Genomic DNA, 25314 nt, shown 5'->3' on the forward strand with positions numbered 1-25314 from the left:
ATGAAAGCCATCTGGAACGGCGTGATCCTCGCCGAGAGCAATGACACCGTGCTGGTGGACGGCAACCACTACTTCCCCGAGTCCGCGCTGAACAAGGCCTACACCAGCTTCAGCAACCACCGCAGCAGCAGCGAGAAGGGCCAGGCTCAATACCTGAGCCTGCTGGTCAACGGCGAGTTCAACCCGGACGCCGTGTGGTTCTACGCCGAGCCCAACGAGGCATTCGCCGCCATCAAGGGCCGCGTGGCCTTCTGGAAGGGCGTGCAGGTCACGGAGTGAACCCCTGGCGCCCTGGCGGGTTCAGTGGCGCTGGCGCCACTGCTCCAGCCAGGTCGGCAGGTCGTCGAAGGGCATGGGCCGGCTGATGCCGTAGCCCTGCCCGCAGTGGCAGCCCAGCTCCAGCAGGCGCTGCCAGCAGTCCGCCGTCTCCACGCCCTCGGCCACCAGGCGGATGTCCAGGGAGCGGCAGAACACCACCAGGCTGGTGACCAGGGACAGGTCGAACTGGTTCTGGCCGAGCGTGATGATGTAGGACTTGTCGATCTTGATTTCCTTGATGGCGAAGTCGCGCAGGTAGCCGAAGGAGGTGAAGCCGGCGCCGAAGTCGTCGATGGACAGCTCAAGGCCCTCGGCCGCCAGCGCATCGATCACCCGCCGCGCCTGCACGGGGTTGGCGATCAGCGCGGTCTCGGTCAGCTCCAGGGTCAGTTGCCCGGGCTGCACCCCGTGCTGCCGGAGCACGGCCAGCAGCTGCTCGACGAAATCCGGGTACTCCAGGATGCGCGCCGAGATGTTGACCGCCACCCGCGCCTCCGCCGCTGCTGCCGGCAGGCGGGAGAGCTGGCTGAACACGCGGTTGAAGGTCTCCAGCGTGAAGCGCGGCAGCAGGGGCGAGGGCTCGACGGCCGCGATGAACACGTCCGGTGGCACGTTGCCGAACTTGCGATGCTGCCAGCGCGCCAGCACCTCGAAGCCGAGGATGTGTCCGTCCCGCAGGTCGATCTTGGGCTGCCAGTGCCAGTCCAGCTCGCCGCGGTCCAGGGCCAGCTCCAGGTCGCCCAGCAGCATCAGGCGGTCGGTGAAATTGCTGCTCTTGGGCTCCAGCTCGTCGTAGATGACGGCCTTGTCGAGACCCTTCTTGGCGCGGTACATGGCGTTGTCCGCGCGGCTCAGCAGGGTGTTGGGTTCCTGGCCGTGCTGCGGGCACAGGGCGATGCCCACCGAGGCGCCGATGCGCAGCACGTCCGCCCCCAGCGCGAAAGGCTGCTCCAGCAGCTTCACCACCTTCTGCGCCATGGCCTGGGCCACCTCCAGCGAATGCACGCCGTGCAGGATCATGGCGAATTCGTCGCCGCCCAGGCGCGCCACGGTGTCGGCCTCGCGCACGCTGTCCGCCAGGCGGCGCGAGACCTCCACCAGCAGCCGGTCGCCGACGACGTGGCCGCGCATGTCGTTGACCTCCTTGAAGCGGTCCAGATCCAGCATCAGCACCGCGAAGGGGTCTGACTTGCGGCGGTGGATCATGCAGAACTGCTCCAGGCGGTCGAAGAACACATGGCGGTTGGGCAGATCGGTCAGCGCGTCATGCAGGCTCTTGTGCAGCAGATCCTGCTCGGCCTGGCGCAGCCGCGCCTGCACCTGGATCCACTTGAGACCCTCGTCGATCGCGCTGCTGACCTTGTCGGTGGAGAGGTCTACCTTGGAGAGGTACTCGCGGATGCCCAGCTTGATGGCGTCCGCCGCGGTCTTCTCGCTGCCGCCGCCGGTGACCGCCACGACCACGCAGTCGGCGCCCACGCTTTCCCAGATGTCGGGCAGCAGATCGCGGCCGTCGCCGTCGTCCAGCTTGAAGTCCAGGAAGATGAAGGAGAAGCGCACCTTGCGCTCGCGCAGCTCGGCCAGGGCGCCGGACTTGGACGAGGCCTCGGCAATGTGGATGGGCCGCCGGTAGCGCTTGAGCATGCGCGCCAGGCGCTCGCGGTCCACGTCGTCGTCGTCGACCAGCAGGGCGTAGATGTCACCGGTCTCGGCAATGCTCAGCGCTTCCATGCGAGGCTCCGGGTCAGGGCAGGTAGACCGAGGCGGAGTACTTGTCGAGGAAGCTGGCCAGCAGCGAGAACTGCGGGCCCACGGCCGACTTGACCATGAAGCCGGCCACGTTCTCGTTGTAGGCTCGGGCGCGGTCGGTGTCCCGGGCCGAGGTGGTCAGCACGAAGACCACGGTCCGCTTCAGCGCCGGGTCCTTGCGCAGAACCTCCAGGAACTGAAAGCCATCCATGCGCGGCATGTTCAGGTCCAGCAGCACGAGGAAGGGACCGCTCAGGCGCCGCGTGGGATGCTGGTTGCGCAGGATCTCCAGGGCCACCAGGCCGTCCTCGGCCGTGACGGTGTTGCAGTGGATGCCCAGCTTCTTGAAGCTGCGCAGCACGCCTTCCGTGGCCACGTCGTCGTCGTCCACGAGCAGCACGCTGAAGGGGGCGCTGGCCGGGAGGGCCTGAGGGCTGTCGGAGCTAGTCATCGTCGACCTCCTTCATGACGATGCGGGGCCAGTGGACACGGAAGCAGGCGCCGCCGAGCAGGCCCTGCCGGCTGGTGACGATGGCGCCGCCGTGGGCGTTGATCATGCGCCGCGTCACCGCCAGCCCGACGCCGTGCCCTGCCGTCGTGGTGTTGGCGCGATGGAAGAGCTTGAAGATCCGTTCATCGGCCCCCGCGGGGATGCCCTGGCCGTCGTCCTCGATGGTGAAGACATTGAAGCGGCCCTCTTCTCGCATCTGGATGAGGATCCGGCCCTTCGTCCCACCGTGGTGCTTGACGGCATTGCTGACGAGGTTGCGCAGGCTGAGGCTCAGCGGCACGCGCGGGGTCGTGAAGGCCTGCCCTTCGACGTCCACCTCCACCTGGAAGTCCGGCGGGATGTGCACCAGTGACAGGACTTCCTCGATCAGCAGCCTGGGATCCACCGCCTCGAGGCGCTGGTCACGCTGGCCGGCGCGTGCGTAGTCCAGCAGGTCGTCGATCATGCGTTCGGCCCGCTCGATGCGGGTGCTGGCGCGCTCGAAGTTCTGCAGCACGGCGGGTGTCAGGGCCGATTCGGGCAGGTCCTCGCGGATCCAGCTGAGCAGGTCGCCGATGCCGCGCAGCGGGGAGCGCAGGTCGTGCGAGGCCACGTAGGTGAACTCTTCCAGCTGGGCATTGGTCTGCTGCAGGGCCGCCTCGGCCTTCTTGCGCAGCGAGATGTCGCTGACCATGGCCAGGGCCTGGCGGCCGTCGTGCATGTCCAGCATGGCCAGCGCGATCTCCACCGGGAACTCCTGCCCTGACTTGTGCAGGGCCGTGAGATCGCGGCCCGCTCCCATCCAGCGCTGCGTGGGCTGCCGGGCGTAGCTGTCGCGGTGATGCACATGGCCGGCCCGGTAGCGCTGCGGCAGCAGGACTTCCATCGGCTGGCCCAGCAGTTCGCCGGCCGCATAGCCGAACTGCGCCTCCAGCGCGGGATTGCTGAGCTTGATCCGGCCCTGCTCGTCGACGATGAGCAGGCCCTGGGGCATGGCCGCGAAGATCTGCTCGAACTGGCGCTGCATCTGGCGCCGCAGGGAGAGGTCGGAGATGTAGGCCGCGGCGCAGAGCTGACCATCCAGCTGCATCGGCGCCAGTGCGATCTCCACCGGCACGGCGTGACCCTCGCGGTGCTGCGCGAACAGCTCGCGTCCGGCGCCCATGCGGCGCTGGCGCGGGTCGGCGAAGAACTCGGCCATCCAGGCGTCGTGATGAGGCCGTGCGGCCTGCGGCAGCAGCTGCTCCAGGGTCTGGCCGGTCAGGGAGCCGGGCTCGTAGCCCAGCATCCGTTCCAGCGCGATATTGGCATACAGGATGCGCGCGGGGGCCCGGCTCACCACCAGCACGCCGACCGGCGCATGCTCGAGGACGGCACGCAACTCCCCGACGGACGGTGACAAGCTCTGCTCTACAGCCATGACCAACGCTCCCTGGAATCGGGTTGCATAGACCCGCGCTCGTGCCCGGACCTTATCTGCATTCCCGAGGGCACACAAGCCTGGGTGTCCTGCCAGGGCGTCGGAAGCGCCCATGGGCAGGGCGATCTGCGCGGTGCTACCTGGCCGGGTAAGCGTCCATCGGGGGTGGCGATGAGGGTGCGTTCACGACAGCACGGGACCCATTCGCCGCGGATGCACGCCTGTTCGTCGGCGGAGCGCGGCCTGCTGGCTCAACTGCGCGGCCAAAGCACCCACAGCTTCAAGGGTTGCTTCATGCGCCCCGCCTGGGCTTCGGCCTCGGGGCCCCAGCCCCAGAAGAAGTCGGCACGCACCGCGCCGACGATGGCGCTGCCGGTGTCCTGCGCCACGACCAGGCGGCGCAGGGGCGTGCTGCTGAGGGGCTCGGTGGCATCCAGCCACACGGGCGTGCCATAGGGGATGCTGGCCTTGTCGACCGCAATGGAGCGACCCGGCGTCAGTGGCACGCCCTGGGCGCCCTTGGGGCCCAGTTCGGGATCAGGCAGCGCTTCCTCGCGGAAGAACACATAGCGCGGATTGGCCCACAGCAGCTCGGTCATGCGCGCCGGATTGCGCCGCGCCCAATCGCGGATCTGCGGCCAGGAGGCCTCGCCGGGCCGCAGCTCGCCCTTGTCGATGAGATAGCGGCCGATGGACTGGTAGGGCTGGTCGTTATGCCCTGCGAAGGCCAGGCGCAGCAGGCGGGTCTGGCCATCGGGCTCGCGCATCTGCACCCGGCCTGATCCCTGGATGTGCAGCACCAGGGCCTCCAGCGCGTCGTCCACGTAGGCCAGCTCCAGCGGCCTGAGGCGTGCCTTCACTGCGGCATCGCCCTCGATCTGGGCGCGCGTGTAGAAGGGCTTGCGCTGTGCCAGGTCCGGCGGCACGCCGTGCAGGGGGATGCGGAAGGCGCCCTGCGGCTTGCGGGCCGCCTGCAGCAGGGGCTCGAAGTAGCCGGTCACCAGGCCTTCGGTCTGCCCCTCCAGGCTCTCGACCCGCCAGGGCTGCAGGTGCTCGCGGAGCCAGGCGCGCATCTCGATCTCGTCATGCGGGTTCGCGGCCAGGGCCTGGGCGCAGGCCTGGGTCCAGCCCGGTGCCGGCTTGCTGCAGGAGCGAAGGAGCGCGGGCCAGGCGGCCAGGGCGCTGTCCTCGCTCCAGCCGGGCAGCTCGGCCCAGCTGGCCTGCACCCAGCGCGAACGCTCGCGCAGCATCACCGGGGCGCTGCCCTGGGGCGTCTCCACCGAGGGCGTGCCCGGCGGGACGGTGACGGGCGCCGTCGGCGGCGGCTGTGTGCTGCTGCACGCGGCCAGCAGCCCTAGAATCGCCGCGCCCAGCCAGCCTCGCCGGCCCCGGCCGGGAGCAGCAGTGGATGGGCGGGCCTGGAAGGAAGAGGAAGCGAACAACATGGGCGTGATTGTGCTGGAGGCCCTGGGGGCCCTGGGCCTGCTGATCTTCATCGTCTGGTGGACCATGTTCTCTGGCCGCAAGCGCGGCGAGCGCGAGGTGCCGCCCGAGCAGGACGACAGCAGGCGCTGACCACCGCCTTCCCCGGCGATGCCCCGCTGCCGCTGCCGTGGGTGCATCCACCGGGAGCAGGCGAGGCCGGCAGGGGCCGCCCCGTCACCGGCCGGCGGGGCCTGCCGGGGGGGAGAGGAAGCTTCCCGGCGAACGGCGCAGGCGGTGCCAGATCGCGCGGCGCACGCGGGCGCGGTCCGCCAGCTGGATGCCGCGCGAGCGCAGCGCCACGCGGAAGGCCAGGGCGAAGCTCACCACCAGGTTCAGCACGCCGGTGCCCGCAATGCCCAGCACGCACAGCCAGAAGGGTGCCGTGAGCGCCACGCCGGGCCCCAGCGCGCCCACGGCGGCCGCGAGCTGACCTGTCGAGAGGGTCACGTGGCGCACCTCGATCGGCAAGCCCAGGAACTGCAGCAGCGCCGGCACCAGGCCCAGCATCAGGCCCAGGCTGATGTTGGCGGCCATGCCGGAAACATTGGCCCGCCACCACGCCGCCCAGGCCTGCGCCCGTGTGGGCCCCAGGCGCGCCACGATGCGCGGGTTCCAGGCGATGGCGCTGTCCAGGCGGTGGAAGACGAACCAGTTCTCCGCCCAGCCCGCAATCAGGCTGGAGATGAAGAGCAGCACGCCGGTGAAGGCCGCATACAGCCACGACGGTCCCAGCACATTGAGCGAATGCAGGGTGTAGTGCGCGTCCTTCTCGCCCACCAAAGGCGCGCCGGCCAGCAGCACGGCGGCACCCTGCACCAGCAGCACGAGGGGGGCCACGACGGCCAGGTTGCCCAGGATGCCCGCCACCTGCGAGCGCACCAGGTGCGCCACCTCGTCGACGAAGCCGTCCAGGCCTTCGTCGGTGCCGATCTGGCTCAGCTTGTGAGCCATGGCCGGCGCCGTCATGGCGGGCTGCTTGGTGGCCACGGTCCAGTGCAGCAGGTGGATGATGACGAAGCTCAGCGCATAGTTGGCGCCGGCCCAGAAGCCGGCCCAGAAGGCGCTGAGCCCCAGGGCCATCACCGCGAATTTCGCGAAGACGGTGCCGGCGATCACCGCCCCGCCGCCGGCCGCGCGGCGCAGCATGCTGCGGTATTCATCGCGGTCACGGGTGATGTAGTGCTCGCCCGTCTCGGCGCTGCGCTCGGCCACCTTGCGGGCCAGCAGCGAATAGTGGCGCGCGAAGAGCGTGCGCAGGCTGCGGCGCTCGTGGGTGACACGGACGAGGTCGGCGGTGAGCTGCAGCAGGCGCGGCGCGGGGTCCGGCGCGACCAGGCAGTCCAGCAGATCCTCGATGCGGCGCAGGCGCTCGGTGAGCTGCTCGACGTCGAAGATGATGTCCACCGAGACGCCATAGGCCTCCAGGTGCTCGGGCACGGACTGCACGGCGCTGCGGCACTGGTCCAGCAGGGCGCGCAGCACCTGCAGGGCCTGGCGCAGGGCGGTTTCGTCAGGACCATCCAGGGCCTGGACGAACTGCTCGCTGGCCCGCGCCAGCTGCTCGAAGGGGTGCCCGGCCAGCGTGTCCGCGCCCATGCGCAGGCGCAGCGGCCCGGACAGCCCGGCTGCCCGCACGGAGCTGACCAGCACGGTCAGCGCGTCGCGCATGGGGGCGCGCCAGCCGCCGTCGTCGTCCTGCGGGAACACCAGGGCCTGCAGGCGGGCCAGCAGGGGGGCGTCGATCTGGCGCAGCCAGGCCTCGTCGGTGGCTTCAGGGAAGAGCTGCGCGAAGAGCTCGCCCAGCTCGGAGGTGTCCACCGTGCCCGGCAGCAGGCGCAGCCGAAAGCGGTGGAAGACCTCGCCCCACAGGGCCATGCGCGGCGCGAAGCCGACATCGGCAAAGAGGCCGATGGCATTGAGCTCGCTCCAGCAGCGGGCGATCACGCCACGCACCGCGGCCTGATGCTCGGGATGCCGGTCCAGCACATTGAGCAGGTGCTTCAGGCGCAGCAGGGGCAGGGCGGTGGCGCCGGCGGCGCGGGCATCCTCGCGCGAGGTGGGCGCGTGGCGCAGCCACTCCAGCAGGCGGGCCAGCCACAGATTGCGTGCCGGTAGCGCGGCCTTGGGGTCGGCGGCGTTGAGCAGGGCCGTGAGGTCCCAGGCCGCGGGGTTCCTGAAGAAGCGGCCCGCCATCAATGCAGCTGGCTGGCCTCGGCCAGCAGGAATTCGGGAATGTCGGCGTAGAAGACTTCGGCGTCTTCGCTCACGCAGAGGTAGCGCCCGCGCATGGTGCCCTGGGGCGTGGCGATCTGCGCCCAGGAGCTGTAGCGGAAGCTCTCCCCCGGCTGCAGCAGCGGCTGGTGTCCCACGACGGCGAGCCCGCGCACTTCCTGCACCGTGCCGGCGGCATCGGAGATGGTCCATTCCCGCGCGATCAACTGAGCGGGCGTGTCACCGGCATTGGTGATGGTGATGGTGTAGCTGTAGGCATGCAGACCGCGATCGGGGTCGGTCTGCTCGGGCAGCGCGGCGACTTGCACCGTGCACTTGAATTCGAGATGGGCCATGCGACCCATTCTATGGACTGACGCCAAAGCCCTGGTAGTTGTGCGATGTGCGTCACTCGCACAGATGGAGGACGACGGCGGGGCGCGGCCGCGCTTAAGCTCCGGGCCTTTCCCGACGCCGCGAAGGCTCCGCCATGAACACCCGAATCCATGTGGCCGAGGACGGCCAAGCCCGCTGCGCCTGGTGCGAGGCGCCGGGCTTCGAGGCCTACCGTCACTACCATGACACGGAATGGGGCTTTCCCGTCAGCGACGAAAAGCGCCTGTTCGAGAAGCTGTGCCTGGAGGGGTTCCAGTCAGGGCTCAGCTGGCGCACCATCCTGGCCAAGCGCGAGGCCTTCCGCGCGGGCTTTGCCGGTTTCGATCCCGACCGGGTCGCAGCCTTTGACGACTCCGACGTGCAACGCCTGCTGGCCGACGCCGGCATCGTGCGCCACCGCGGCAAGATCGAGGCGGCCATCCACAATGCCCGCCTGGTGCCGGCCCTGCGCGAGGAGTTCGGCTCGCTGGCGGCCTTCTTCTGGGCCTTTGAGGAGACGGCCGCGGCCGAGGCGCCGGTGCGCGGTGAATCCGAGACCTCGCGCCGCCTGTCCAAGACCCTGCGCGCCCGGGGCTTCAAGTTCGTCGGCCCCACCACCTGCTATGCCTTCATGCAGGCCATGGGCCTGATCAACGACCACGCCCCCGGCTGCGGCTGGCGGGTCCGGGTGGACCAGGCGCGGCAGGCTTTCACGCCGCCGCGCTGAATCCGGCGCCGCCGGGGTGGCGTGCTTTCGTAAAATCACGGGTTCTGCCTCCCCGGCCCCCTGACGGCCGGGGCCGATTCTCCCAAGCACCGCCCGCCATGAGCCACCGCATCGCCCCCAGCATCCTCTCCGCCGACTTCGCCCGCCTGGGCGAGGAGGTCCGCAACGTGCTGGCGGCCGGCGCCGACTGGATCCACTTCGACGTGATGGACAACCATTACGTGCCCAATCTGACCTTCGGCCCCATGGTGTGCGAGGCCCTGAAGAAGCACGCCGTCAAGCCGGACGGCACGCCCGCGCCCATCGACGTCCACCTGATGGTCCAGCCCGTGGATGCCCTGGCCCAGGCCTTCTGCAAGGCCGGCGCCGACCTGGTCAGCTTCCACCCCGAGGCCTCGGCCCATGTCGACCGCACCTTGCAGCTGATCAAGGGCGAGGGCAAGCAGGCCGGCCTGGTCTTCAACCCGGGCACGCCGCTGGATGTGCTGGAATGGGTCATCGACAAGGTCGACCTGGTCCTGATCATGAGCGTGAACCCCGGCTTTGGCGGCCAGAGCTTCATCCCCAGCGCGCTGAAGAAGCTGGAGAAGGCCCGCCGGATCATCGAGGCCAGTGGTCGTGACATCCGTCTGGAGATCGACGGCGGCGTCAAGGTCGACAACATCCGCCAGATCGCTGACGCCGGCGCCGACACCTTCGTGGCCGGCTCCGCCATCTTCGGCAAGCCCGACTACAAGGCCGTCATCGATGCCATGCGCGCCGAGCTGGCGCGCTGATCGCGGGGTCAGCCGCTGCGGCGGCTGCCGCGTTGAGCCCGGATGAGCGCTTCTCCCACTCTCGGACGCCTGGCCGCGCTGCTCGCGCTGCTGGGCGCATGCCATGGCGGTGCCCACGCCTTCCGCTGCAACGCCTTCGTGATCGATCCGGGGCTGCGCAAGGCCGAGGTGCTGGGCAAGTGCGGCAGCCCCTTCACCCAGGACCAGCGCACCGAGTACCGCCTCCAGCGCGTGCGCGAGACGGTCTGGGGTCGCGCCTCTCCGGGCGGGCCGCCCGTGCAGACGGCGGTGGAGGTGGAACGCCAGGTGCCGGTGGTGATCGACGAGTGGGTCTACAACTTCGGCCCGCAGCAGTTCATGCAGGCCCTGCGCTTCGAGAACGGCACGCTGGTCGAAGTGCGGGACCTGGGCTACGGCCACTGAGCCCGGGCTGGCGCCTGATGCCCAGCTGATGCCGGCGCCGCCAAGCGGCCTGATTAGCATGGCAGACGTTCTCCGCGGGGCACCCTCCTGGGTTTCCCGTCCCTGTCGTGCGCCTGCTGACTTCTATACTCCCCGCCATGCCACGGGGCCGCAGGCCCCCATGCGAAGACCCATCGCCGCAAGACCTGACCCTCTCGGGGCAGCCGCGCGGCGCCACAAGGTGCAGGGACATGACAGTCACGGGGACCGTTGCCGCCGCCGCCGCCGCCGCCGGCAACGCGGGGCAGGCGAGGCCGCCTGCTGAACGCTTTGAGCTGGGAGACTGGCGGGTCGATCCGGCCGCCAACCGGCTGCATCATGCCTCCGAGGGGGAGCTTGCCCTCGAGCCGCGCGCCATGGCCGTGCTCCTGGCCCTGTGCGAGCACCCCGGCGAGGTGGTCAGCGCCGACGCCCTGCTCGTGCGCTGCTGGGGCGACGCACTGGTCGAGGGCGGCCTGGGAGACAACCCCGTCCACAAGAGCATCAACCAGCTGCGCCGTGCCTTGGGTGACAGCGCCACAGCGCCCCGGTACATCGAGACCATCCGCAAGCGCGGCTACCGTGTCATTGCGCCGGTGCGCGGCGGCCAGGGGCAGGCGAGGCCCGGCGCCTGGCACGGTGGCTCGCCCTTCCGCGGCCTGCAGGCCTTCGACACCCGCCATGCCGAGGTCTTCTTTGGCCGTGAGCAGGCCACGCAGGACCTGCTGCGCAGCGTGAGCCAGCAGCTGCAGCGTCAGCACGGGCTGGTGCTGGTGCTGGGCCCCAGCGGCTCGGGCAAGACTTCGCTGGTGAGCGCCGGCCTGATTCCCGCGCTGGCCCGGGAGCCGCTGGCCGGCCGCTGGCGTCTGGTCAGCCACAGCCAGTTGGACCTGGCCGACCTCAGCGTCCCGTTGGCGGAAGAGGCGGCCGATCACGCCAGCCCCTTTGCCCTGGCCCTGGCGGCCGCCCTGCTGGACTGGGAGACGGTCGACGGCGAGCCGCTGCTGGACGGCTTCAACGCGCATGACCTGGCACGGGCCCTCAGGGAGACCCCTGCGGCCGTGCTGGCCGAGCTGCGCGCCGCAATGGCGCGGCAGTCCAGCGGCAACCAGGCCTTTGTCCTGCTCTTCATCGACCGTCTCGAAGCCCTGTTCCGCCCGCCTCTGGGTGAAGACGGGCCGCGGGCCGCCGCCCTGCAGTTGCTGCAGGCCCTGGCCGAGAGCGGCTGCGTGCTGGTGGTCGCCGCCTGCCGCAATGACTACTACCCTCAGCTCGCCCAGCACCCCTGGCTGATGCGGGACAAGGCGCTGGGCGGCCATCTGGACCTCGCACCGCCCAGCCGCGCAGAGATCGCCCAGATGGTGCGGCTGCCTGCCCGCGCCGCGGGCCTGAGCTTCGGCATCGACCCGTCCACGCAGCAGCGCCTGGACGACCTGCTCTGCGATGCCGCCGCCGCCAGCCCCGATGCCCTGCCGCTGCTGCAGTACACGCTGGAGCAGCTCTACCAGCAGCGCAGTCCGCACGGCGAGCTCAGCTTTGCGGCCTACCAGGCCCTGGGGGGCGCGACCGGGGGCATGGGCGGCCTGGAGGGCGTGATTGCCGAGCAGGCCGAGCAGCTCATCCGCGGCCTGACGCCCGTGCAGCAAGGGGCGCTGCCGCATGTGCTGTCCCTGCTGGTGCTGGTGGGCGAGGACGAGTCCAGCCCCGTGGGCGGGCGGCGGGCGCTGTGGAGCGAGCTGCGCAGCGCTGCCGAGCGCGAGCTGGTGCGAGCCCTGGTGGATGCACGCCTGCTGGTCAGCGAACACAGCACCGAATTCGCCCGCGAGGAGCCTGCCTTCCGCGTCGCCCACGAAGCCCTGCTGCGCCGCTGGCCTCGGGTGACGGACTGGATCGCCCAGCACCGCCAGGACCTGCAGACCCGTGCCCGCCTGCGCCAGCAGGCGCAGCGTTGGGAGCAGGGCGGCCGGGCTGCTGAGTTCCTGTGGCCGCGGGGGCGGCAGCTTCAGGAAGGCTTGAGGCTGGGCAGCAGCGCCGCAGTGGCCCTGAGCGCCACGGAGTGGCAGTTCCTGAAGACCAGCGAGGGGCGGGCTGCCCTGGGCAAGCGTCTGGGCTGGGCGACCTTCGTGCTGATCACCTTGCTGGCCGGCGTTGCGAGCTGGTCGGCTTGGCGCAACGCCGGGCTGGTTCAGGAGATCGGGCGCAAGAACGAGAACAGCCAGGCCCTGGTCAGCCTGGTGCTGGGCCGGGTGCTGGACGAGCTGCGACCGGACTCCCGGCTCGCCGTGCTGGAAGGCATCGGCAAGCAGGCCCTGGAGGTGCTGGGCAGTCACTCCGAGGAGAAGTTGAGTGCCGTGGTGCGCCTGCAGCGGGCCAAGGCGCTGAGCGTCGTGGGCGAGGCTGCCTTTGGCAAGCGCCAGATGGACACGGCGCAAGGCGCCCTGAACGAAGCCTGGGCCTTGCTGAGCGCGGGAGAGCCGGCGCCCGAGCATGCCGCCGGCTGGGTCAAGATCCAGGGGGCGGTGGCCTATTGGCAGGGGCAGCTCGCCCTGGCCGAAGGGCGGTCCGCGCAGGCCCGTGACTGGTCCTTGCGCTACCGGGACCTGATGGCCGAGCGCGTCAGCCGGGCGCCCGGGGACCGCGAGGCCTGGGTGGAGCTGGGCTACGCCCTGACGACCCTGGGCAATATGGAACTCAAGTCCGGGCGCTGGAACGATGCCGCCCGCCTCTTTGCCGAGTCCTCCAGCTGGCTCCAGAAAGCCCTGCAGGCCCAGCCGGAGGACGCCGCCCTGGCCGCCAACTGGGCGCATACGCTGGGCTACCAGGCCTCGGTGGCCCGGATCCAGGGACAGATGAACGAGGCACTGGCACGCTGTGACCAGATGGTCAGCGTGCTGCGGGGCCTGGTGCGGGCGGGGGGCAATGACCTGCAGCTGAAGTACCGGCTCGGCAAGGCCCAGCGCGTGAGGTACTGGGTGCTGGCCGACATGCGCCGTGACCGGGAGGCCGCCGAAGCCCTGGCCGAGGCCCTCGAACTGGCCCGGCTGCTGGCCGGCCGGGACCCGGAGAACGTGGAATGGCGCGCCGGCCAGCTCTGGGCGGAGCTTGACGCCCTGGCCTTTCACGTCGGGCGCCAGCCTTTCCAGGCCGCCCTGCCTCCCGAACAGATCCCCGACATGCTTGAGCGGGCCCGCCCCATGCTGAAGGCGCAGCCCGGCATCCTGTCGCGCATCCAGGCCGCCTGGACGCAGCTGCGGGCGCAACTGGCACTCCAGCAGGGGCAGATCGATGCGGCGGAGGCACTGATCTCGCAGGCGGCCCAGCAATGGGCGGAACGCCTGCAGGCTCAGCAGAACGACCCCTATCTGCTCAACCAACTGGCACAGGCCGATCTGTTCAGGGCCAGGCTGCCCGCGAGGGGCGACCCCGCCGCCACCCTGGCCTGGTGCAGCAGCGCCCAAGAGCGCTGGAACCAGGTGGTCCAACTGGGCTTTGGTGCCGCACCACTTGAGGCCAAACTGATCCTGGGGGCTTGCGACGGCAAGGCCCCCTTGCCCCAGGATTGGTCTGCCCTGGTCGCTCATGGCTATGCGCCGGGCGGCCCTGCACGCTTTCATTCAACAGCCAAGGAGAAGTCTCTGTGATGAATACCTACTGGGTCCTGGTCCAACAGCAGGGGACCGGCTACAGCTACACCTATTTCCCGTCCGTCAAGGCGACCCCGGTCCCGCCCAAGCCCTGGGATGGCCCCGATGCCGAGCCGGTGCGGCCCAACTTCGCGGCTCCGATCCAGCAGAACTCGAAGGGCCAGCTGCAGCTCCCGACCGGCACGGGCAGCAACCTGATCGCCGTGGCCCAGGTGACGCCGCAGAATCAACCGCCCGCCCCCTATGTCCCGGCCCGCAACGTGGCGCTGTTCGGCGCCGTGGCCAAGACCCTGATGGAGAACGCCGGCCTCAACCCCTACTCGCAGGCCGACGGTGGGCTGGTGGTGCTGTCCGTGGCGAATGCAACCGCGCGCGGCTGCTCGCTGGTGTTCCAGAACCAGGATGACCAAGGGCGCACCGTGGGCATCTTCTGCTCGCCGGATCCCATGCCCATCCAGCCCGGACCGGACGAATAAATGGCACAGCGGGGCCAGTATTCCTGGCCCCCTATCTGCCACCGCCATCCACGCCGGCCGTCAGGCATTCATGGAGCAAACCCCGGAGTGCCGCGCGCCGGCAGTTTTCCCGCCGGCTGAATCAGCCCGGTCTGGCATTTCTCTGGGTTCAGTTTTCGCGCTGGTTTTTTCTTGATGTCGCCGTGATTGGAAGGCATCCGCTGCTTCCATTGACGGCCCGGTAGATTTCTCTCCTTTCAAAATCAGATCCCGGGAATTCGCCTGCGGTCCGCCAGGTGCCCCTTGATTTTCAGACAATGAAATGCGGTGGGGTTCCGCAGGGCCACGGTCTGGCAGCGTTTTGAGCCATGCCCACCACCTGCCGGAAACCTGCGACAAGCTTCCCGGCGGCTGCGCCCACCTGGATTTGATCTGATCCCCAGACGCCACCCCTCTGCCCCAGGGCTGGCGCTGACGACGGGGCCGCTGTTGCGCACAATGAGCACACGGCGTCATCCTCCGACCTTCGGACGTCCGGCCGCGTCAGCGGGTCAAAAGCTAGGGTTAACCCTCAAATCTGATCCCCTGCAGACGCCTATCAGCCACCGGAAGGTTTCCGGAAGGCGAGTTTTCCTCCGATTTCCTATCGTTCAGGTCATCGATGCACCGCGCATCGACGCGCCGCCCGCCCGCCTCCCCGGCTTCAGCAGGCCCGCCCCTTCAGTCACATCTGATGAGGTCACCATGAGCAAGGAAATCGACACCAGCCTGAACGAGGAGTCTCCGGCTGCCCCCACCGTTGCCGAGAATGCAGTGCCCGCTGCCGGCGAATCGCTGTCTTATGAAAATATGCTGGCCCAAGTCGCAGCGGCCATGAATCCGGCCCCTGCCGTGCGTTATGAACCCATGGTCCAGCAGGGCCGGGTATTCCTGGTCAAGGATGTGCTGAAAAGCCTGCGCAACGAGAAACTTCAGACCCAGGAGGAAATGGCGGAAAGCTGCCAGCAGGGCCGATTTCGCGTCTCCATTGCCTCCATCAAGCGGGCAGAAATCGGGCGGCCGGTGCTTTTTCGTGTCGCGCGGGAACTAGCCCGGTATTTCAATGTGCCTGTGGAGAAAATCGTGAAGATGCGTCCGGTTACCGTTGCTGAATATCTGGCCGGGGAAACGAAGCACTGAGCGGCCTCTCGGCCCGGGCGCTGTCGGGGAAGGGGTGCCAGGCCCCTTGATCGACAAGCCTTGAGTGACAAGCCCGCCGCGCCAGCAGATGGGGGTCAGGCCTTGCCTGCCTCGCCACACCCGCGGCTGCAGGGGCGAGGGAGTGCGGCGCCCGCGGCGCGCTCGCCCATAATGCCCGCCATGCAATCCCTGCTGCTGGTCTGCACGGCCAACATCTGCCGCTCGCCCATGGCCGAGTCGGTGTTCAAGGCGCAGGCTGCCCTCCTCGGCCTGGGGCGGGTGGCTTCGGCCGGCGTGCGCGCGTCCTCGCGTGCGCAGGGCATGGATGCCCGGGCCATCACGGCGCTGGGCCGCCGCAAGTATCCCGTCGACAAGAAATGGCGCTCCCGCCGCGTGGAGGCCGAGGACTACCTGCGCTTCGACCACATCCTGGCCATGGAGCAGGACAATCTGGACGCCCTGCGGCGCCAGTGCCCGCCCGAGCAGCAGCACAAGCTGCGCCTGCTGCTGGACCTCGTGCCGGGCCGGCAGGGGCAGGAGGTGCCGGACCCCTACTTTGGCAGCCCGGTGGGTTTCGAGAATGTGCTGGACCTGATCGAGCTGGCCGCGCGCAGCTGGTCAACAGCCCGGGCGCTCGCTCGATAGACCATGTCCGGCAAGCCCTCCACCATGCTGTTCCGGACCAAGCTGGCCCTCAATCTCGTCGCCCAGATCGTGCTGGTGCTGGTGACGACCGCTGCGGTGGGCTATCTGGTCGCCGGCTACCGCAGCGTGATGGAGCAGGGCCGCCATTTCCTCGAGCGCGACCACCTGGTGGCCCAGCTGCAGCGCAGCTCGGACGAGCTGACGCGCATGGCTCGGCTTTTCGTGGTGAGCCGCGACCCGCAGTTCGCCGACCACTACCGCGAGGTTGCGCGCATGCGCGAGGGCCTGCAGGCCGAGCCCGAAGGCTATGACGAGGTCTACTGGGACCTTGCCCTGGACCAGCCCCGTGCCGCCGGCCGCCCGGCCGCGGCACGCTCGCTGCAGGAACGCCTGCTCGAGGCCGGCTTCGATCCTGACGACTACGCCCGCCTGGCCGAGGCCCTGCGCCGCTCCGAGGCCCTGATGAAGACGGAGCAGCAGGCCATGGGCCGCGTCGACACCCGCGGGTCCTCGCATCCCCTGGCCGAGGAGGACTGGAAGGAAGCGCTGGAGATGCTGCACGGCCCGGCCTACCGCCATGCCAAGGCCGAGATCATGGGGCCGCTGCGTGCGGTGCGGCAGTCCCTGAAAGCCGGCCACGAGGCCTGGATGCAGCCCCTGCAGGACAACCTCCGCTTCACCGCCTGGCTGGCCATCGTCTGCCTGGTGCTGACGGCGGCCAATGCCGTCTTCATGGCCCTGCGCTACGACCGCTCGGTGCGTCGTCCGGTGGAGTTGCTGCGCCATTGGGCCAAGCAGGTGCGCAAGGGGCAGCAGCAGGGGCAGCGCGTCAGCCTGGGCCACAGCTCGGAGTTCGGCGAGCTCTCGCAGGCGATCGACGAGATGGCCGAATCGGTGGAGCGCAGCCTGGACGAGCTCAAGGAAGAGGTGGCCCGGCGCGCGCGTGCCGAGCAGGTGGTGCGCCACCTGGCCAACCATGACGCGCTGACCGGCCTGCCCTCCCTGCGCCTGCTGCATGACCGCCTGGACCGCGCCCTGGCCCAGGCCCAGCGCAAGAACCAGGGCCTGGCCCTGATCTTCGTGGACCTCAACGATTTCAAGCCCATCAACGACCGCTACGGCCATGAGGCGGGCGACCAGGTGCTCAAGGTCGTGGCCCAGCGCCTGGCCGCTTCGCTGCGGGAGGCGGACACCGTGGGTCGCATCGGCGGAGACGAGTTCCTGGTGCTGCTGCCCGACGTCGACAGCCTGGCCCAGGCCCAGCAGGTCAAGGCCAAGCTGGTGGGCCTGCTGGAGCAGCCCATCTTCATCTCGGTGCACAACCTGGCCGTGCGGGTCAGCGCGGCCATGGGCATTGCGGTCTACCCCGCCATGGCCAATGATGCGCAGGGCCTCATGCGCATCGCCGACCAGGACATGTACCGCGACAAGGCCGAGCAGAAGGCCCAGGCCACGCGGACCGGCTGAGCGCCGGGGCGGGCCGGCGGCCTCAGCTGCCGTGCGCCGTCATGCGGACCTCGCTGACCTCGCGCAGGTCCGGGCCTGAGCCGCTGAAGCGGTCCAGGGCCAGGTAGATCACCGGCGTGATGTAGAGCGTCACCGCCTGCGACACGATCAGCCCGCCTACCACGGCCAGGCCCAGCGGCTGGCGCAGCTCCGCCCCCGCGCCCAGGCCCAGGGCGATGGGCAGGGCGCCCATCAGCGCGGCCAGCGTCGTCATCATGATGGGCCGGAAGCGCAGGCGGCAGGCCTCGCGGATGGCCTGCTCCGGGCTCATGCCGCCGGCGCGCTGGGCGTCCAGGGCGAAGTCGATCATCATGATGGCGTTCTTCTTCACGATACCGATCAGCATCACGATGCCGATGGTGGCGATGATGGTCAGCTCCATGCCGAAGAGCTCCAGCGTGGCCAGCGCGCCCACCGCGGCCGAGGGCAGGCCGGCCAGGATGGTCACCGGGTGGATGTAGCTCTCGTAGAGCACCCCCAGCAGCACGTAGATCACCGCCAGTGCCAGCACGATGAGCAAGACCTGACCCCCTTGCGAGTCCTGGAACACGGCCGCGTCACCGCCGTAGCTGGTGATGATGGAGGGCGGCAGCTGCATCTCGCGCACGTAGCCGTCCAGCTTGGCGGTGGCCTGACCCAGGGGCACGTCCGGGGCGAGGTTGAAGGCCACGGTGATGGCCTGCAGCTGCCCCTGGTGGTTGACGGCCGTCGGGCCCAGGCCGCGCTGCACGGTGGCGAAGGCCTGCAGGGGCACCAGGGTGCCGTTGCGGCCGCGCAGCTGGATCTTGGCGAAGGCGTCCTCGGTGCCGCGGTCCTCGGGGCTGGCCTCCATGATCACCTGGTAGGTGTTGCTCTCGGCATAGATGCTGGAGACCTGGCGCTCGCCGAAGGCGTCGTAGAGGGCGGAGCGCAGGTCCTGCATCTGCACGCCCAGCAGATTGGCACGCTCGCGGTCGATGAGCAGATTGGCCTGCAGGCCGCGCTGCTGGGAGTCGCTGGTCACGTCGCGGAACATGGGGTCGCCGCGCAGCTTCTCCTGCAGCTTCAGCGCCCACTGGTTGAGCTCGCCGGCGCTGACGGGCTGCAGCGAGTACTGGTAGCGCGCCTTGCTCTGGCGGCCGCCCAGCTGCAGGTTCTGCACCGGGCGCAGGTAGACGGCGATGCCCGGCACCTTGCGCAGCTCCTTGCGCAGGCTTTCCAGCACCTGGGGCATGGGCGCGCGTTCCTTGCGGGGCTTGAGGTTGATGAACATGCGGCCGTTGTTGACCGAATTGCCACCGCCACCGCCCGCGCCCAGCGCGGAGGCCACGCTGGCCACGGCCTCGTGCTGGCGCACGATCTCGGCCAGGCGCTGCTGCAGCTGCTCCATGGCGGCGTAGCTGATGTCCTCGGAGGCTTCGGTGCTGGCCTGGATCTGGCCCACGTCCTCCTCGGGGAAGAAGCCCTTGGGGATCAGCGTGTACTGGATGAGGGTCGCCACGAAGCTGGCCAGGGCCACCGCCAGCACGGCCTTGCGGTGCGCCAGGGCCCAGTCCAGGCTGCGTTCGTAGGCGCCCAGCACGGCGCTGAAGCCGCGCTCGAACGTCTTGCCCAGGGCCGATTCCTCGACGGCGTGGTGCGGCTGCAGAAAGCGGCTGCACAGCATGGGCACCAGGCTCAGGGAGACCACGGCCGAGACCAGGATGGACAGCATCACCACCACCGCGAACTCGTGGAAGAGCAGACCGATGACGCCCGGCATGAAGAAGATGGGGATCAGCACCGCCACCAGGGAGATGGAGATGGAGAGGATGGTGAAGGCCATCTCCCGCGCGCCGCGGATGGCGGCGTCGAAGGGCGCCATGCCATCCTCGACGTGGCGCACGATGTTCTCCAGCATCACGATGGCGTCGTCCACCACCAGACCCACGGCCAGGGTGATGCCCAGCAGGGAGATGTTGTCCAGGCTGTAGCCCAGAGCGTAGAGCAGGGTCAGCGCGCCGATCAGCGAGATGGGCAGGGACAGGGTCGGGATCAGCGTGGCGACCGCGCGGCGCAGGAAGAGGAAGATCACCAGCACCACCAGGGCCACCGTGAGGGCCAGGGTGAAGTAGACGTCGTGCAGGGACTCGCGGATGGACATCGAGCGGTCGTTGAGCGTGCTCATCTGCACCGAGGCCGGCAGCTGGGCCGCCATGCGCGGCAGCATAGCCTTGACGGCGTCGACCACAGCCACGGTGTTGGCGTCCGGCTGGCGCTGCACGGCCAGGGTGATGGAGCGCTCGCCGTTGAAGCTGGCGTAGGACTTGGTGGTCTCGAAGCTGTCCTGCACCTCGGCCACGTCGCGCAGGAAGATGGGCTGGCCGTTGCGGCTGGCAATCACGATGGCGCCGAACTCCTTGGCGTTCCTCAGCTGCTTGTTGGCCTGGATGGTGAGGGTCTGGCGCGCGCCGTCCAGTACGCCCACCGGCGTGTTCGCATTGGCCGAGCGGATGGCCGCCTGCAGCTCCTCCAGCGTGATGCCGCGCTGGGTGAGGGCCTCGGTCCGGGTCTGGATGCGCACGGCGTAGCGCTTCTGGCCGAAGATGGACACCTGGGCCACGCCGTTGATGGTCGAGAGGGCCGGGGTGATCAGGTTCTCGGCGTAGTCGTTGAGGTCCGAGAGGTTCAGCGAGGGCGAGGTCAGTGCCACCATCAGCACCGGCGCATCGGCCGGGTTGACCTTGCGGTAGGACGGCGGCGAGCTCATCTCGGTGGGCAGGGCGCGCAGGGAGCGGAACAGCGCGGCCTGCACGTCCACGGCCGCGGCGTCGATGTTGCGGCTGGGGTCGAACTCCAGGGTCAGCGAGGTGCTGCCCAGGATGTTGGTGGACGAGATGCTGGACAGCCCGGCGATGGTGGAGAACTGCTTCTCCAGCGGCAGCGCCACCGAGGACGCCATGGTCTCGGGGCTGGCGCCCGGCAGGCTGGCCTGCACGTTGATCACCGGCGTGTTGTAGGAGGGCAGGGCCGCGACCGGCAGCTTCGAGAAGGCCGCGAGGCCGGCAATCACCAGCGAGAGGTTCAGCAGCACGGTCATCACCGGCCGCCGGATGAAGAGCTCGGTCAGTCTCATGCCCCAGCTCCCGAGGCTGCCGTCGACGCCGCGCTCGCCGCGGTGTCGGCCCGCTGCGCACGGCCCGGGTCCACGGCGGCGGGCTGCACCTTCAGCGGCGTGCCGGGCCGCAGGTTCTGCTTGCCCTCCAGTACCACCTGCTCGCCGGCCTCCAGGCCCTCGACGACGGCGAAGTCGCCGAAGCCGTAGCGCAGCTGCACGGTCTTGAGCTGGGCGGTCTTGTCGGGTCCGACCACATAGAGCGTGCGCTCGGCGCCGCGCAGGATCAGCGCGGCCTGGGGCACGACCACGGCGTTCTTCAGCGTGCGCAGCGTCAGGCGCACCCGCACGTACTGGCCGGGCCACAGCTGCTGGCCGGCGTTGTCGAATTCCGCGCGGGCCTTGATGGTGCCGGTGCTGGCATCGACGAGGTTGTCGACAAAGCCGAGATGGCCCTTCAACGCGGGCTCTGCGGACTTGCCCCTGCCCCGCGGCGCGCCGGGCAGGCTCACCTGCACGTCCAGGGCTTCGGTCTTGCCGTCGGCGTCCGGGCGCACGGCGGCGAGCAGGGGCTGCAGCTGCGTCTCGGGCACGACGAAGCTCACGCCGATGGGCGAGAGCTGCGCGATGTTCAGCAGCGGTGTGGCCGTGGCATTGGCCTGCACCAGGGCGCCGGGCATGGCGTTGACCAGACCGGCACGGCCGGACAGCGGGGCGCGCAGCTCGTTGTAGCTCAGGCTCACCTGCGCGGCCTGCACCGCGGCTTCGTCGGACTGCACCAGGGCGCGCTGGGCCTCGACGTTGGTCAGCGCCGTGTCCACCGCACTCTGGGCGACGAAGTTCTGGCGCAGCAGGTCCTGGGCGCGCTGGAGCTGGCGTTCGGCGTCGGCGAGGCTGGCGCGATCGCGCGCGAGCTGGGCACGGGCCTTGTCGAGGTTGGCACGGTCGGTCCGGTCGTCGAAGCGGAACAAGACCTGACCCTTGCTGACCATCTGCCCGTCCTTGACCAGCACCTCGCGCACCGTGGACGTGGTCTGGGCTCGCAGGTCCACGCTCTGCAGCGTGGCCACGGTGCCGGCGGCCTCGATGCTCACCGGCACGTCCTGGCGCTGCACCGTCACCACGCCCACGGCCTGCGGGGCCGGCGTGCCCTTGCCGCCAGCCGCCGACGCCGCACCGGCGGGAGGCGTGGCGCCGGGCTCTGTCGGGGTGGACTTCCAGCGCCAGGCAGCGGCGGCGAGGATCAGCAGGAGGACGGTGGCAACGACGGGCGTGCGGCGCATGGGGCTTGTCTTTCTGACCTGGGCCCGGGGCCAGCAGGTCCGCACGCGAAGCGGCGGAACCCGGGCAAGCCGCGGGCTCAGCAGGTGAGCTGGAGAGAAGTCCCGAAGCTTAGCCGGGCAGGCTCGCCAGCGTATTGCCCCGATGTGAAGTCAGCGCATGACTTTATGCACGCAGCAAGGCTAGGGCCAGGCGCGCACCGGCGCGGGCGTTGTGGCGGACCAGGGCGATGTTGGTTGCCAGGCTGCGGCCGCCGGTGAGTTCCTTGATGCGGGCCAGCAGATAGGGCGTCACGGCCTTGCCCTGGATGCCCTGGGCCTCGGCCTCCTGCAGGGCCTGCGTGGTGATGCGCTCGATCTCCTCGCGCGGCATGGCCTCGTCGGCGGGCACGGGGTTGCTGATCACCACGCCGCCGGCCAGGCCCAGGCTCCACTTGGTCCGCAGGAAGCGGGCCTGCTCGGCGGGTTCGTCGATGCGGAAGTCGGCCTTGAGGCCGCTGTCCGGCGTGTAGAAGGCCGCGAAGTTGTCCTGGCCGATGGAGAGCACCGGCACGCCGTGCGTCTCCAGGTACTCGAGGGTGAGCGGCAGGTCCAGGATGCTCTTGGCGCCCGCGCAGACCACAGCCACCGAGGTGCGGGCCAGCTCCTGCAGATCGGCCGAGATGTCGAAGCTGGTCTCGGCGCCGCGGTGCACGCCGCCGATGCCGCCGGTCACGAAGACCTGGATGCCCGCCAGCTGCGCGCAGATCATGGTGGCGGCCACGGTGGTGGCGCCCACGCGGCCGCTGCTCAGCGCGTAGGGCAGGTCGCGGCGGCTGAGCTTGAGCGCGTCGGGGCTCTGGCCCAGCAGTTCCAGCTCCTCGTCCGCCAGGCCGATGCGGATCTTGCCGCCCATCACCGCGATGGTGGCCGGCACGGCGCCCTCGGCCCGCACGATGGCCTCGACCTCGCGGGCCGTCTGCACGTTCTGCGGATAGGGCATGCCATGGGAAATGATGGTCGACTCGAGGGCGACGATGGGGCGGCCCTGCTCGCGGGCTCGGGCGACTTCAGGGGCGAAGATCAGGGGCAGGTTCATGGCGTGGTCTCCTCCAGGAGGGCAGGGCTCAGCAGCGGCGACACCGTGGCCGCGCTTTGCAGGGTGAGGGCGGCCAGGCGCTGGCCCAGCCGGCAGGCGGCGGCCAGGTCCTGCGGCGCGCGCTGCAGGCCGGCGATCACGCCGGCCGAGAAGGCGTCACCGGCGCCGGTGACCTCGACGATGTCCGCCACCGCCGGTGCCGGCACGCGTGCCAGCGGCTGGCCGGCCCAGGCGCAGCGGACCTCGCCGCTGCCCTGCGTCAGCACCAGCCCCTGCAGGCCGCGGGACTGCAGCCGGGCCCAGGCCTCGTCCAGCGCGGCTTCGCCGTCCAGGGGCAGCCCGGTGCAGGCGGCCAGCTCGTCGCGGTTGAGCAGCAGCAGGGTGAGGCCGCGCAGGTCCTGCGGCAGCCGGTCCATCTTGGGCACGGAGGCCGCCACGGCGGCGAGCCGGCGCGGGCCGGCCGCGGCCTCTGCCATCAGGGCGGCGACGGTGGCTGCGGGCAGGTTCAGGTCCAGTACGGTCCAGCTGGCGCTGCGGCGCAGGGCCTGGGTGGATTGCAGGAAGCCGGCGTCCAGGGCTTCGCAGGCCTGCATCTGGGCCAGGCCGATGATGAGCTCGCCCTGCGCGTCCAGCACCGCGGTGTAGCTGCCGGTGGGAAGCTCGGCCAGCTGCAGACTGCCCTGGGTGCGGATGCCCAGCGCGGCGGCCTCGGCGAGCAGGGCCTGGCCGGCGGGGTCCTGGCCCACGGCTGTCAGCAGTTGCACGGGCAGGCCCAGGCGGGCGAGGTTCTCGGCGATATTGCGCGCCACGCCGCCCGCGCTCTCGAGCTGCGAGGCCGGATTGGAACTGGCCAGGCGAGCCGGGCCCGTCGTGCGCAGCTTGCGGTCGCGGTTGGCGGCGCCGATGCACAGCAGCTGGCGCGGCTCGGCCAGCACGTAGGCGCGGCCCAGGATCAGGCCTTCACGCGTCAGCTGGGCGAGCTGGTGGGTGAGGGTGGAGCGCGCCAGGCCCAGCTGGGCGGCGAGGGCATCCTGGGTGATGAAGGGCTGCTCGCGCAAAAGGGCGAGCAGCCGCTGCTTGGGGCTGTCCATCCAGACATTCTAGACAAATGTCTTGATAATTGGACAAATGTTTGAAACAAGGCTCAGGCAGTGCCCGCTGCCTCGGCCGCAGGCCCTGCACGACGCTGGGCCACCTTGGCGGCCAGGGCGAAGACTGCCAGCGCGGCGGCGCCGATGGCGGCCTCGGACTGCAGCATGCCGTTGTTGCCCCAGTGGGTCTGGGAGTAGCCGGCCACCAGGGTCATCCAGCTGAGCGGCATGTTGGCCAGGGAGGCCAGCAGGCTGTACTTGGTGGCGGCGGCGCCCTTGCCGATGGCTTCCAGCACCACGGCGGCATAGCCGGTGTAGCAGAGGCCGGTGGTCAGGGCATAGAGCGTGGTGAAGATGACGAAGCTGGACTCGCTGTGCGGGGCCGCGGCCATGGCCAGGGCGCACAGGGCCTGCAGGCCACCGAAGAGGCAGTAGGCCCACTTGCGGTCCATGCGGTCGCAGATGAAGCCACCCAGCAGGCTGCCGCCGGCCGACACGATGCCGCTGAGCACCCCGGTGACGAGGGCGACGGTGGCCGCTCTGGCATGCCAGTCCGGTGCCACCACCGACCACAGATTGCCGGCGCCGCCGCTGCCGATGGGCAGGAAGCACACCAGGATGGCCAGCAGGCCCAGGCGGGAGCTTGCGACCTCCCAGAGGTCCTTGCCTGCGGCGCGGGCGCTGGCCCTCAGGCTGAAGCCCTCGTTGCTGCTTTCGGGGGCGGGCTCGCGCACCAGGGGCAGGGCGGCGGCGCAGACCAGGGTCAGCACGGCCATCAGGCTGCTGGTGAGCATGGGGGACACATGCAGGTCCTCCATCATCCACAGCGCCAGGCCGCCGCCGAGGCTGGCGCCGGCCATGTTGCCGGCCTGCATCCAGCCGGCGGCCCGGCCCTTCTCCTGCGCCGGCGTGGCGTGCGCCATGAGGCTCTCCACCGACATGCCCAGCAGGCTGGCGGCAATGCCGGCCGCCACGGCCACGGCCGTCAGGAAGGGGATGGATTCGAGCCTGTAGGGCGTCATCCCCGTGATGAAGATGCCTGCGGCCGAGCCCGCGCAGCCGATCAGGTACCAGGTCTTGCGCGTCAGCGTGAGGTCCACGATGGGCGCCCAGAGGAACTTGACCGCATGCGGCATGAAGGTCACCGCCAGCAGGCCGGCGATGGCCTCGGCCGGCACCTTGGCCTGGGCCAGTGCATAGGCCGCGGCGATGCCCAGGTAGCCGCTGAGGGCGCTGAAGGGGGCGAAGAGAACGAAATAGACGGCCGGGTGCGAGGCCCGGCGCGAGGCCGGGTGCAGGGAAGAGGCGGACATGGGGTAATGCTCTGGAAGCCCGGGAGGGGGCGGGGCGATGCGGCATTGTCCCCGGCCT

21 protein-coding genes are annotated in these 25314 nt (G+C 69.9%); 10 read left to right on the top strand and 11 right to left on the bottom strand.

All coding sequences use genetic code 11. The features are described from left to right. Window positions 1-279, top strand: coding sequence for a DUF427 domain-containing protein (locus ABDJ40_RS02180; protein WP_347605541.1), 279 nt, complete (start codon window positions 1-3; stop codon window positions 277-279). A 21-nt stretch (window positions 280-300) separates the two neighbouring features. Here the strand turns inward: ABDJ40_RS02180 and ABDJ40_RS02185 are convergent, their stop codons facing one another. The 4 genes from ABDJ40_RS02185 to mltA all read right to left on the bottom strand — a co-directional run bounded on the left by ABDJ40_RS02185 (window position 301) and on the right by mltA (window position 5422). Further along, entirely contained in the window at window positions 301-2049 is a 1749-nt protein-coding gene (locus ABDJ40_RS02185; protein ID WP_347605544.1) for a putative bifunctional diguanylate cyclase/phosphodiesterase, read from the bottom strand. Between the two features lie 13 nt (window positions 2050-2062). Next, the gene (locus ABDJ40_RS02190) at window positions 2063-2518 is read right to left on the bottom strand and encodes a response regulator (protein ID WP_269632060.1); all 456 of its coding nucleotides are present in this window, start codon (window positions 2516-2518) and stop codon (window positions 2063-2065) included. Continuing rightward, complete coding sequence (locus ABDJ40_RS02195) at window positions 2511-3977, bottom strand: sensor histidine kinase (protein ID WP_347605547.1); 1467 nt, start codon at window positions 3975-3977, stop codon at window positions 2511-2513. The genes ABDJ40_RS02190 and ABDJ40_RS02195 overlap by 8 nt, the downstream gene beginning before the upstream one ends. Window positions 3978-4228: 251 nt before the next feature. Next, complete coding sequence (mltA, locus tag ABDJ40_RS02200) at window positions 4229-5422, bottom strand: murein transglycosylase A (protein WP_347605550.1); 1194 nt, start codon at window positions 5420-5422, stop codon at window positions 4229-4231. Here mltA and ABDJ40_RS02205 point away from each other — a divergent pair. Further along, the gene (locus ABDJ40_RS02205; protein ID WP_347605553.1) at window positions 5421-5552 is read left to right on the top strand and encodes a hypothetical protein; all 132 of its coding nucleotides are present in this window, start codon (window positions 5421-5423) and stop codon (window positions 5550-5552) included. The genes mltA and ABDJ40_RS02205 overlap by 2 nt on opposite strands. A gap of 84 nt (window positions 5553-5636) precedes the next feature. Here ABDJ40_RS02205 and ABDJ40_RS02210 read toward each other — a convergent pair whose 3' ends face one another. Next, complete coding sequence (locus ABDJ40_RS02210; protein WP_347605556.1) at window positions 5637-7655, bottom strand: site-specific recombinase; 2019 nt, start codon at window positions 7653-7655, stop codon at window positions 5637-5639. Beyond that, the gene (gene apaG / locus ABDJ40_RS02215; protein ID WP_269632055.1) at window positions 7655-8029 is read right to left on the bottom strand and encodes a Co2+/Mg2+ efflux protein ApaG; all 375 of its coding nucleotides are present in this window, start codon (window positions 8027-8029) and stop codon (window positions 7655-7657) included. The genes ABDJ40_RS02210 and apaG overlap by 1 nt, the downstream gene beginning before the upstream one ends. Before the next feature lie 134 nt (window positions 8030-8163). Here apaG and ABDJ40_RS02220 point away from each other — a divergent pair, with 134 nt between their 5' ends. From ABDJ40_RS02220 to ABDJ40_RS02255, 8 genes are all read left to right on the top strand, one after another. Then, window positions 8164-8775 carry a DNA-3-methyladenine glycosylase I gene (locus ABDJ40_RS02220; protein ID WP_269632054.1) on the top strand — a complete coding sequence of 204 codons (612 nt, stop codon included), beginning with the start codon at window positions 8164-8166 and terminating at the stop codon, window positions 8773-8775. Between the two features lie 98 nt (window positions 8776-8873). Further along, complete coding sequence (gene rpe / locus ABDJ40_RS02225) at window positions 8874-9551, top strand: ribulose-phosphate 3-epimerase (protein ID WP_269632053.1); 678 nt, start codon at window positions 8874-8876, stop codon at window positions 9549-9551. Between the two features lie 42 nt (window positions 9552-9593). Then, a complete protein-coding gene (locus ABDJ40_RS02230; protein ID WP_347605561.1) occupies window positions 9594-9974 on the top strand; it encodes a DUF2845 domain-containing protein in 381 nt (126 codons plus the stop codon). A gap of 230 nt (window positions 9975-10204) precedes the next feature. After that, window positions 10205-13633, top strand: a complete 3429-nt coding sequence (locus ABDJ40_RS02235) for an nSTAND1 domain-containing NTPase (protein ID WP_347605564.1) — start codon at window positions 10205-10207, stop codon at window positions 13631-13633. Continuing rightward, complete coding sequence (locus ABDJ40_RS02240) at window positions 13633-14112, top strand: hypothetical protein (protein WP_347605567.1); 480 nt, start codon at window positions 13633-13635, stop codon at window positions 14110-14112. Before ABDJ40_RS02235 ends, ABDJ40_RS02240 begins: the two co-directional genes overlap by 1 nt. 723 nt (window positions 14113-14835) lie before the next feature. Then, entirely contained in the window at window positions 14836-15270 is a 435-nt protein-coding gene (locus ABDJ40_RS02245) for a helix-turn-helix transcriptional regulator (RefSeq protein ID WP_347605570.1), read from the top strand. Between the two features lie 180 nt (window positions 15271-15450). Further along, entirely contained in the window at window positions 15451-15915 is a 465-nt protein-coding gene (locus tag ABDJ40_RS02250) for a low molecular weight protein-tyrosine-phosphatase (protein WP_347605573.1), read from the top strand. 3 nt (window positions 15916-15918) lie between these two features. Further along, the gene (locus ABDJ40_RS02255) at window positions 15919-17382 is read left to right on the top strand and encodes a diguanylate cyclase domain-containing protein (protein WP_269632047.1); all 1464 of its coding nucleotides are present in this window, start codon (window positions 15919-15921) and stop codon (window positions 17380-17382) included. 22 nt (window positions 17383-17404) lie between these two features. Here the strand turns inward: ABDJ40_RS02255 and ABDJ40_RS02260 are convergent, their stop codons facing one another. The 5 genes from ABDJ40_RS02260 to ABDJ40_RS02280 form a co-directional block, all read right to left on the bottom strand. Then, entirely contained in the window at window positions 17405-20515 is a 3111-nt protein-coding gene (locus ABDJ40_RS02260; protein ID WP_347605577.1) for an efflux RND transporter permease subunit, read from the bottom strand. Then, window positions 20512-21777 (bottom strand): efflux RND transporter periplasmic adaptor subunit, encoded by a 1266-nt coding sequence (locus tag ABDJ40_RS02265; protein ID WP_347605580.1) that lies wholly within the window; start codon window positions 21775-21777, stop codon window positions 20512-20514. The genes ABDJ40_RS02260 and ABDJ40_RS02265 overlap by 4 nt, the downstream gene beginning before the upstream one ends. A 163-nt stretch (window positions 21778-21940) precedes the next feature. Then, window positions 21941-22852 carry a pseudouridine-5'-phosphate glycosidase gene (locus tag ABDJ40_RS02270; protein ID WP_347605583.1) on the bottom strand — a complete coding sequence of 304 codons (912 nt, stop codon included), beginning with the start codon at window positions 22850-22852 and terminating at the stop codon, window positions 21941-21943. Next, a complete protein-coding gene (locus tag ABDJ40_RS02275) occupies window positions 22849-23943 on the bottom strand; it encodes a carbohydrate kinase (RefSeq protein ID WP_347605586.1) in 1095 nt (364 codons plus the stop codon). The genes ABDJ40_RS02270 and ABDJ40_RS02275 overlap by 4 nt, the downstream gene beginning before the upstream one ends. Window positions 23944-23996: 53 nt before the next feature. Next, window positions 23997-25256 carry an MFS transporter gene (locus tag ABDJ40_RS02280; protein WP_347605589.1) on the bottom strand — a complete coding sequence of 420 codons (1260 nt, stop codon included), beginning with the start codon at window positions 25254-25256 and terminating at the stop codon, window positions 23997-23999. Between the last annotated feature and the right edge of the window lie 58 nt (window positions 25257-25314).

Source organism: Roseateles flavus (assembly GCF_039872765.1).
Taxonomy (GTDB): Bacteria; Pseudomonadota; Gammaproteobacteria; order Burkholderiales; family Burkholderiaceae_C; genus Roseateles_B; species Roseateles_B flavus.

Excerpts from the sequence above, each read along its gene's own strand:
- ABDJ40_RS02205 (WP_347605553.1), top strand. The coding sequence starts at position 5,421 with ATGGGCGTGATTGTGCTGGAGGCCCTGGGGGCCCTGGGCCTGCTGATC.
- ABDJ40_RS02190 (WP_269632060.1), bottom strand. The coding sequence starts at position 2,518 with ATGACTAGCTCCGACAGCCCTCAGGCCCTCCCGGCCAGCGCCCCCTTC.
- ABDJ40_RS02240 (WP_347605567.1), top strand. The coding sequence starts at position 13,633 with ATGAATACCTACTGGGTCCTGGTCCAACAGCAGGGGACCGGCTACAGC.
- ABDJ40_RS02210 (WP_347605556.1), bottom strand. The coding sequence starts at position 7,655 with ATGGCGGGCCGCTTCTTCAGGAACCCCGCGGCCTGGGACCTCACGGCC.
- ABDJ40_RS02185 (WP_347605544.1), bottom strand. The coding sequence starts at position 2,049 with ATGGAAGCGCTGAGCATTGCCGAGACCGGTGACATCTACGCCCTGCTG.
- ABDJ40_RS02275 (WP_347605586.1), bottom strand. The coding sequence starts at position 23,943 with ATGGACAGCCCCAAGCAGCGGCTGCTCGCCCTTTTGCGCGAGCAGCCC.
- mltA (WP_347605550.1), bottom strand. The coding sequence starts at position 5,422 with ATGTTGTTCGCTTCCTCTTCCTTCCAGGCCCGCCCATCCACTGCTGCT.
- apaG (WP_269632055.1), bottom strand. The coding sequence starts at position 8,029 with ATGGCCCATCTCGAATTCAAGTGCACGGTGCAAGTCGCCGCGCTGCCC.
- ABDJ40_RS02280 (WP_347605589.1), bottom strand. The coding sequence starts at position 25,256 with ATGTCCGCCTCTTCCCTGCACCCGGCCTCGCGCCGGGCCTCGCACCCG.
- ABDJ40_RS02265 (WP_347605580.1), bottom strand. The coding sequence starts at position 21,777 with ATGCGCCGCACGCCCGTCGTTGCCACCGTCCTCCTGCTGATCCTCGCC.
- ABDJ40_RS02220 (WP_269632054.1), top strand. The coding sequence starts at position 8,164 with ATGAACACCCGAATCCATGTGGCCGAGGACGGCCAAGCCCGCTGCGCC.
- ABDJ40_RS02195 (WP_347605547.1), bottom strand. The coding sequence starts at position 3,977 with ATGGCTGTAGAGCAGAGCTTGTCACCGTCCGTCGGGGAGTTGCGTGCC.
- rpe (WP_269632053.1), top strand. The coding sequence starts at position 8,874 with ATGAGCCACCGCATCGCCCCCAGCATCCTCTCCGCCGACTTCGCCCGC.
- ABDJ40_RS02230 (WP_347605561.1), top strand. The coding sequence starts at position 9,594 with ATGAGCGCTTCTCCCACTCTCGGACGCCTGGCCGCGCTGCTCGCGCTG.
- ABDJ40_RS02245 (WP_347605570.1), top strand. The coding sequence starts at position 14,836 with ATGAGCAAGGAAATCGACACCAGCCTGAACGAGGAGTCTCCGGCTGCC.
- ABDJ40_RS02235 (WP_347605564.1), top strand. The coding sequence starts at position 10,205 with ATGACAGTCACGGGGACCGTTGCCGCCGCCGCCGCCGCCGCCGGCAAC.
- ABDJ40_RS02250 (WP_347605573.1), top strand. The coding sequence starts at position 15,451 with ATGCAATCCCTGCTGCTGGTCTGCACGGCCAACATCTGCCGCTCGCCC.
- ABDJ40_RS02180 (WP_347605541.1), top strand. The coding sequence starts at position 1 with ATGAAAGCCATCTGGAACGGCGTGATCCTCGCCGAGAGCAATGACACC.
- ABDJ40_RS02255 (WP_269632047.1), top strand. The coding sequence starts at position 15,919 with ATGTCCGGCAAGCCCTCCACCATGCTGTTCCGGACCAAGCTGGCCCTC.
- ABDJ40_RS02270 (WP_347605583.1), bottom strand. The coding sequence starts at position 22,852 with ATGAACCTGCCCCTGATCTTCGCCCCTGAAGTCGCCCGAGCCCGCGAG.
- ABDJ40_RS02260 (WP_347605577.1), bottom strand. The coding sequence starts at position 20,515 with ATGAGACTGACCGAGCTCTTCATCCGGCGGCCGGTGATGACCGTGCTG.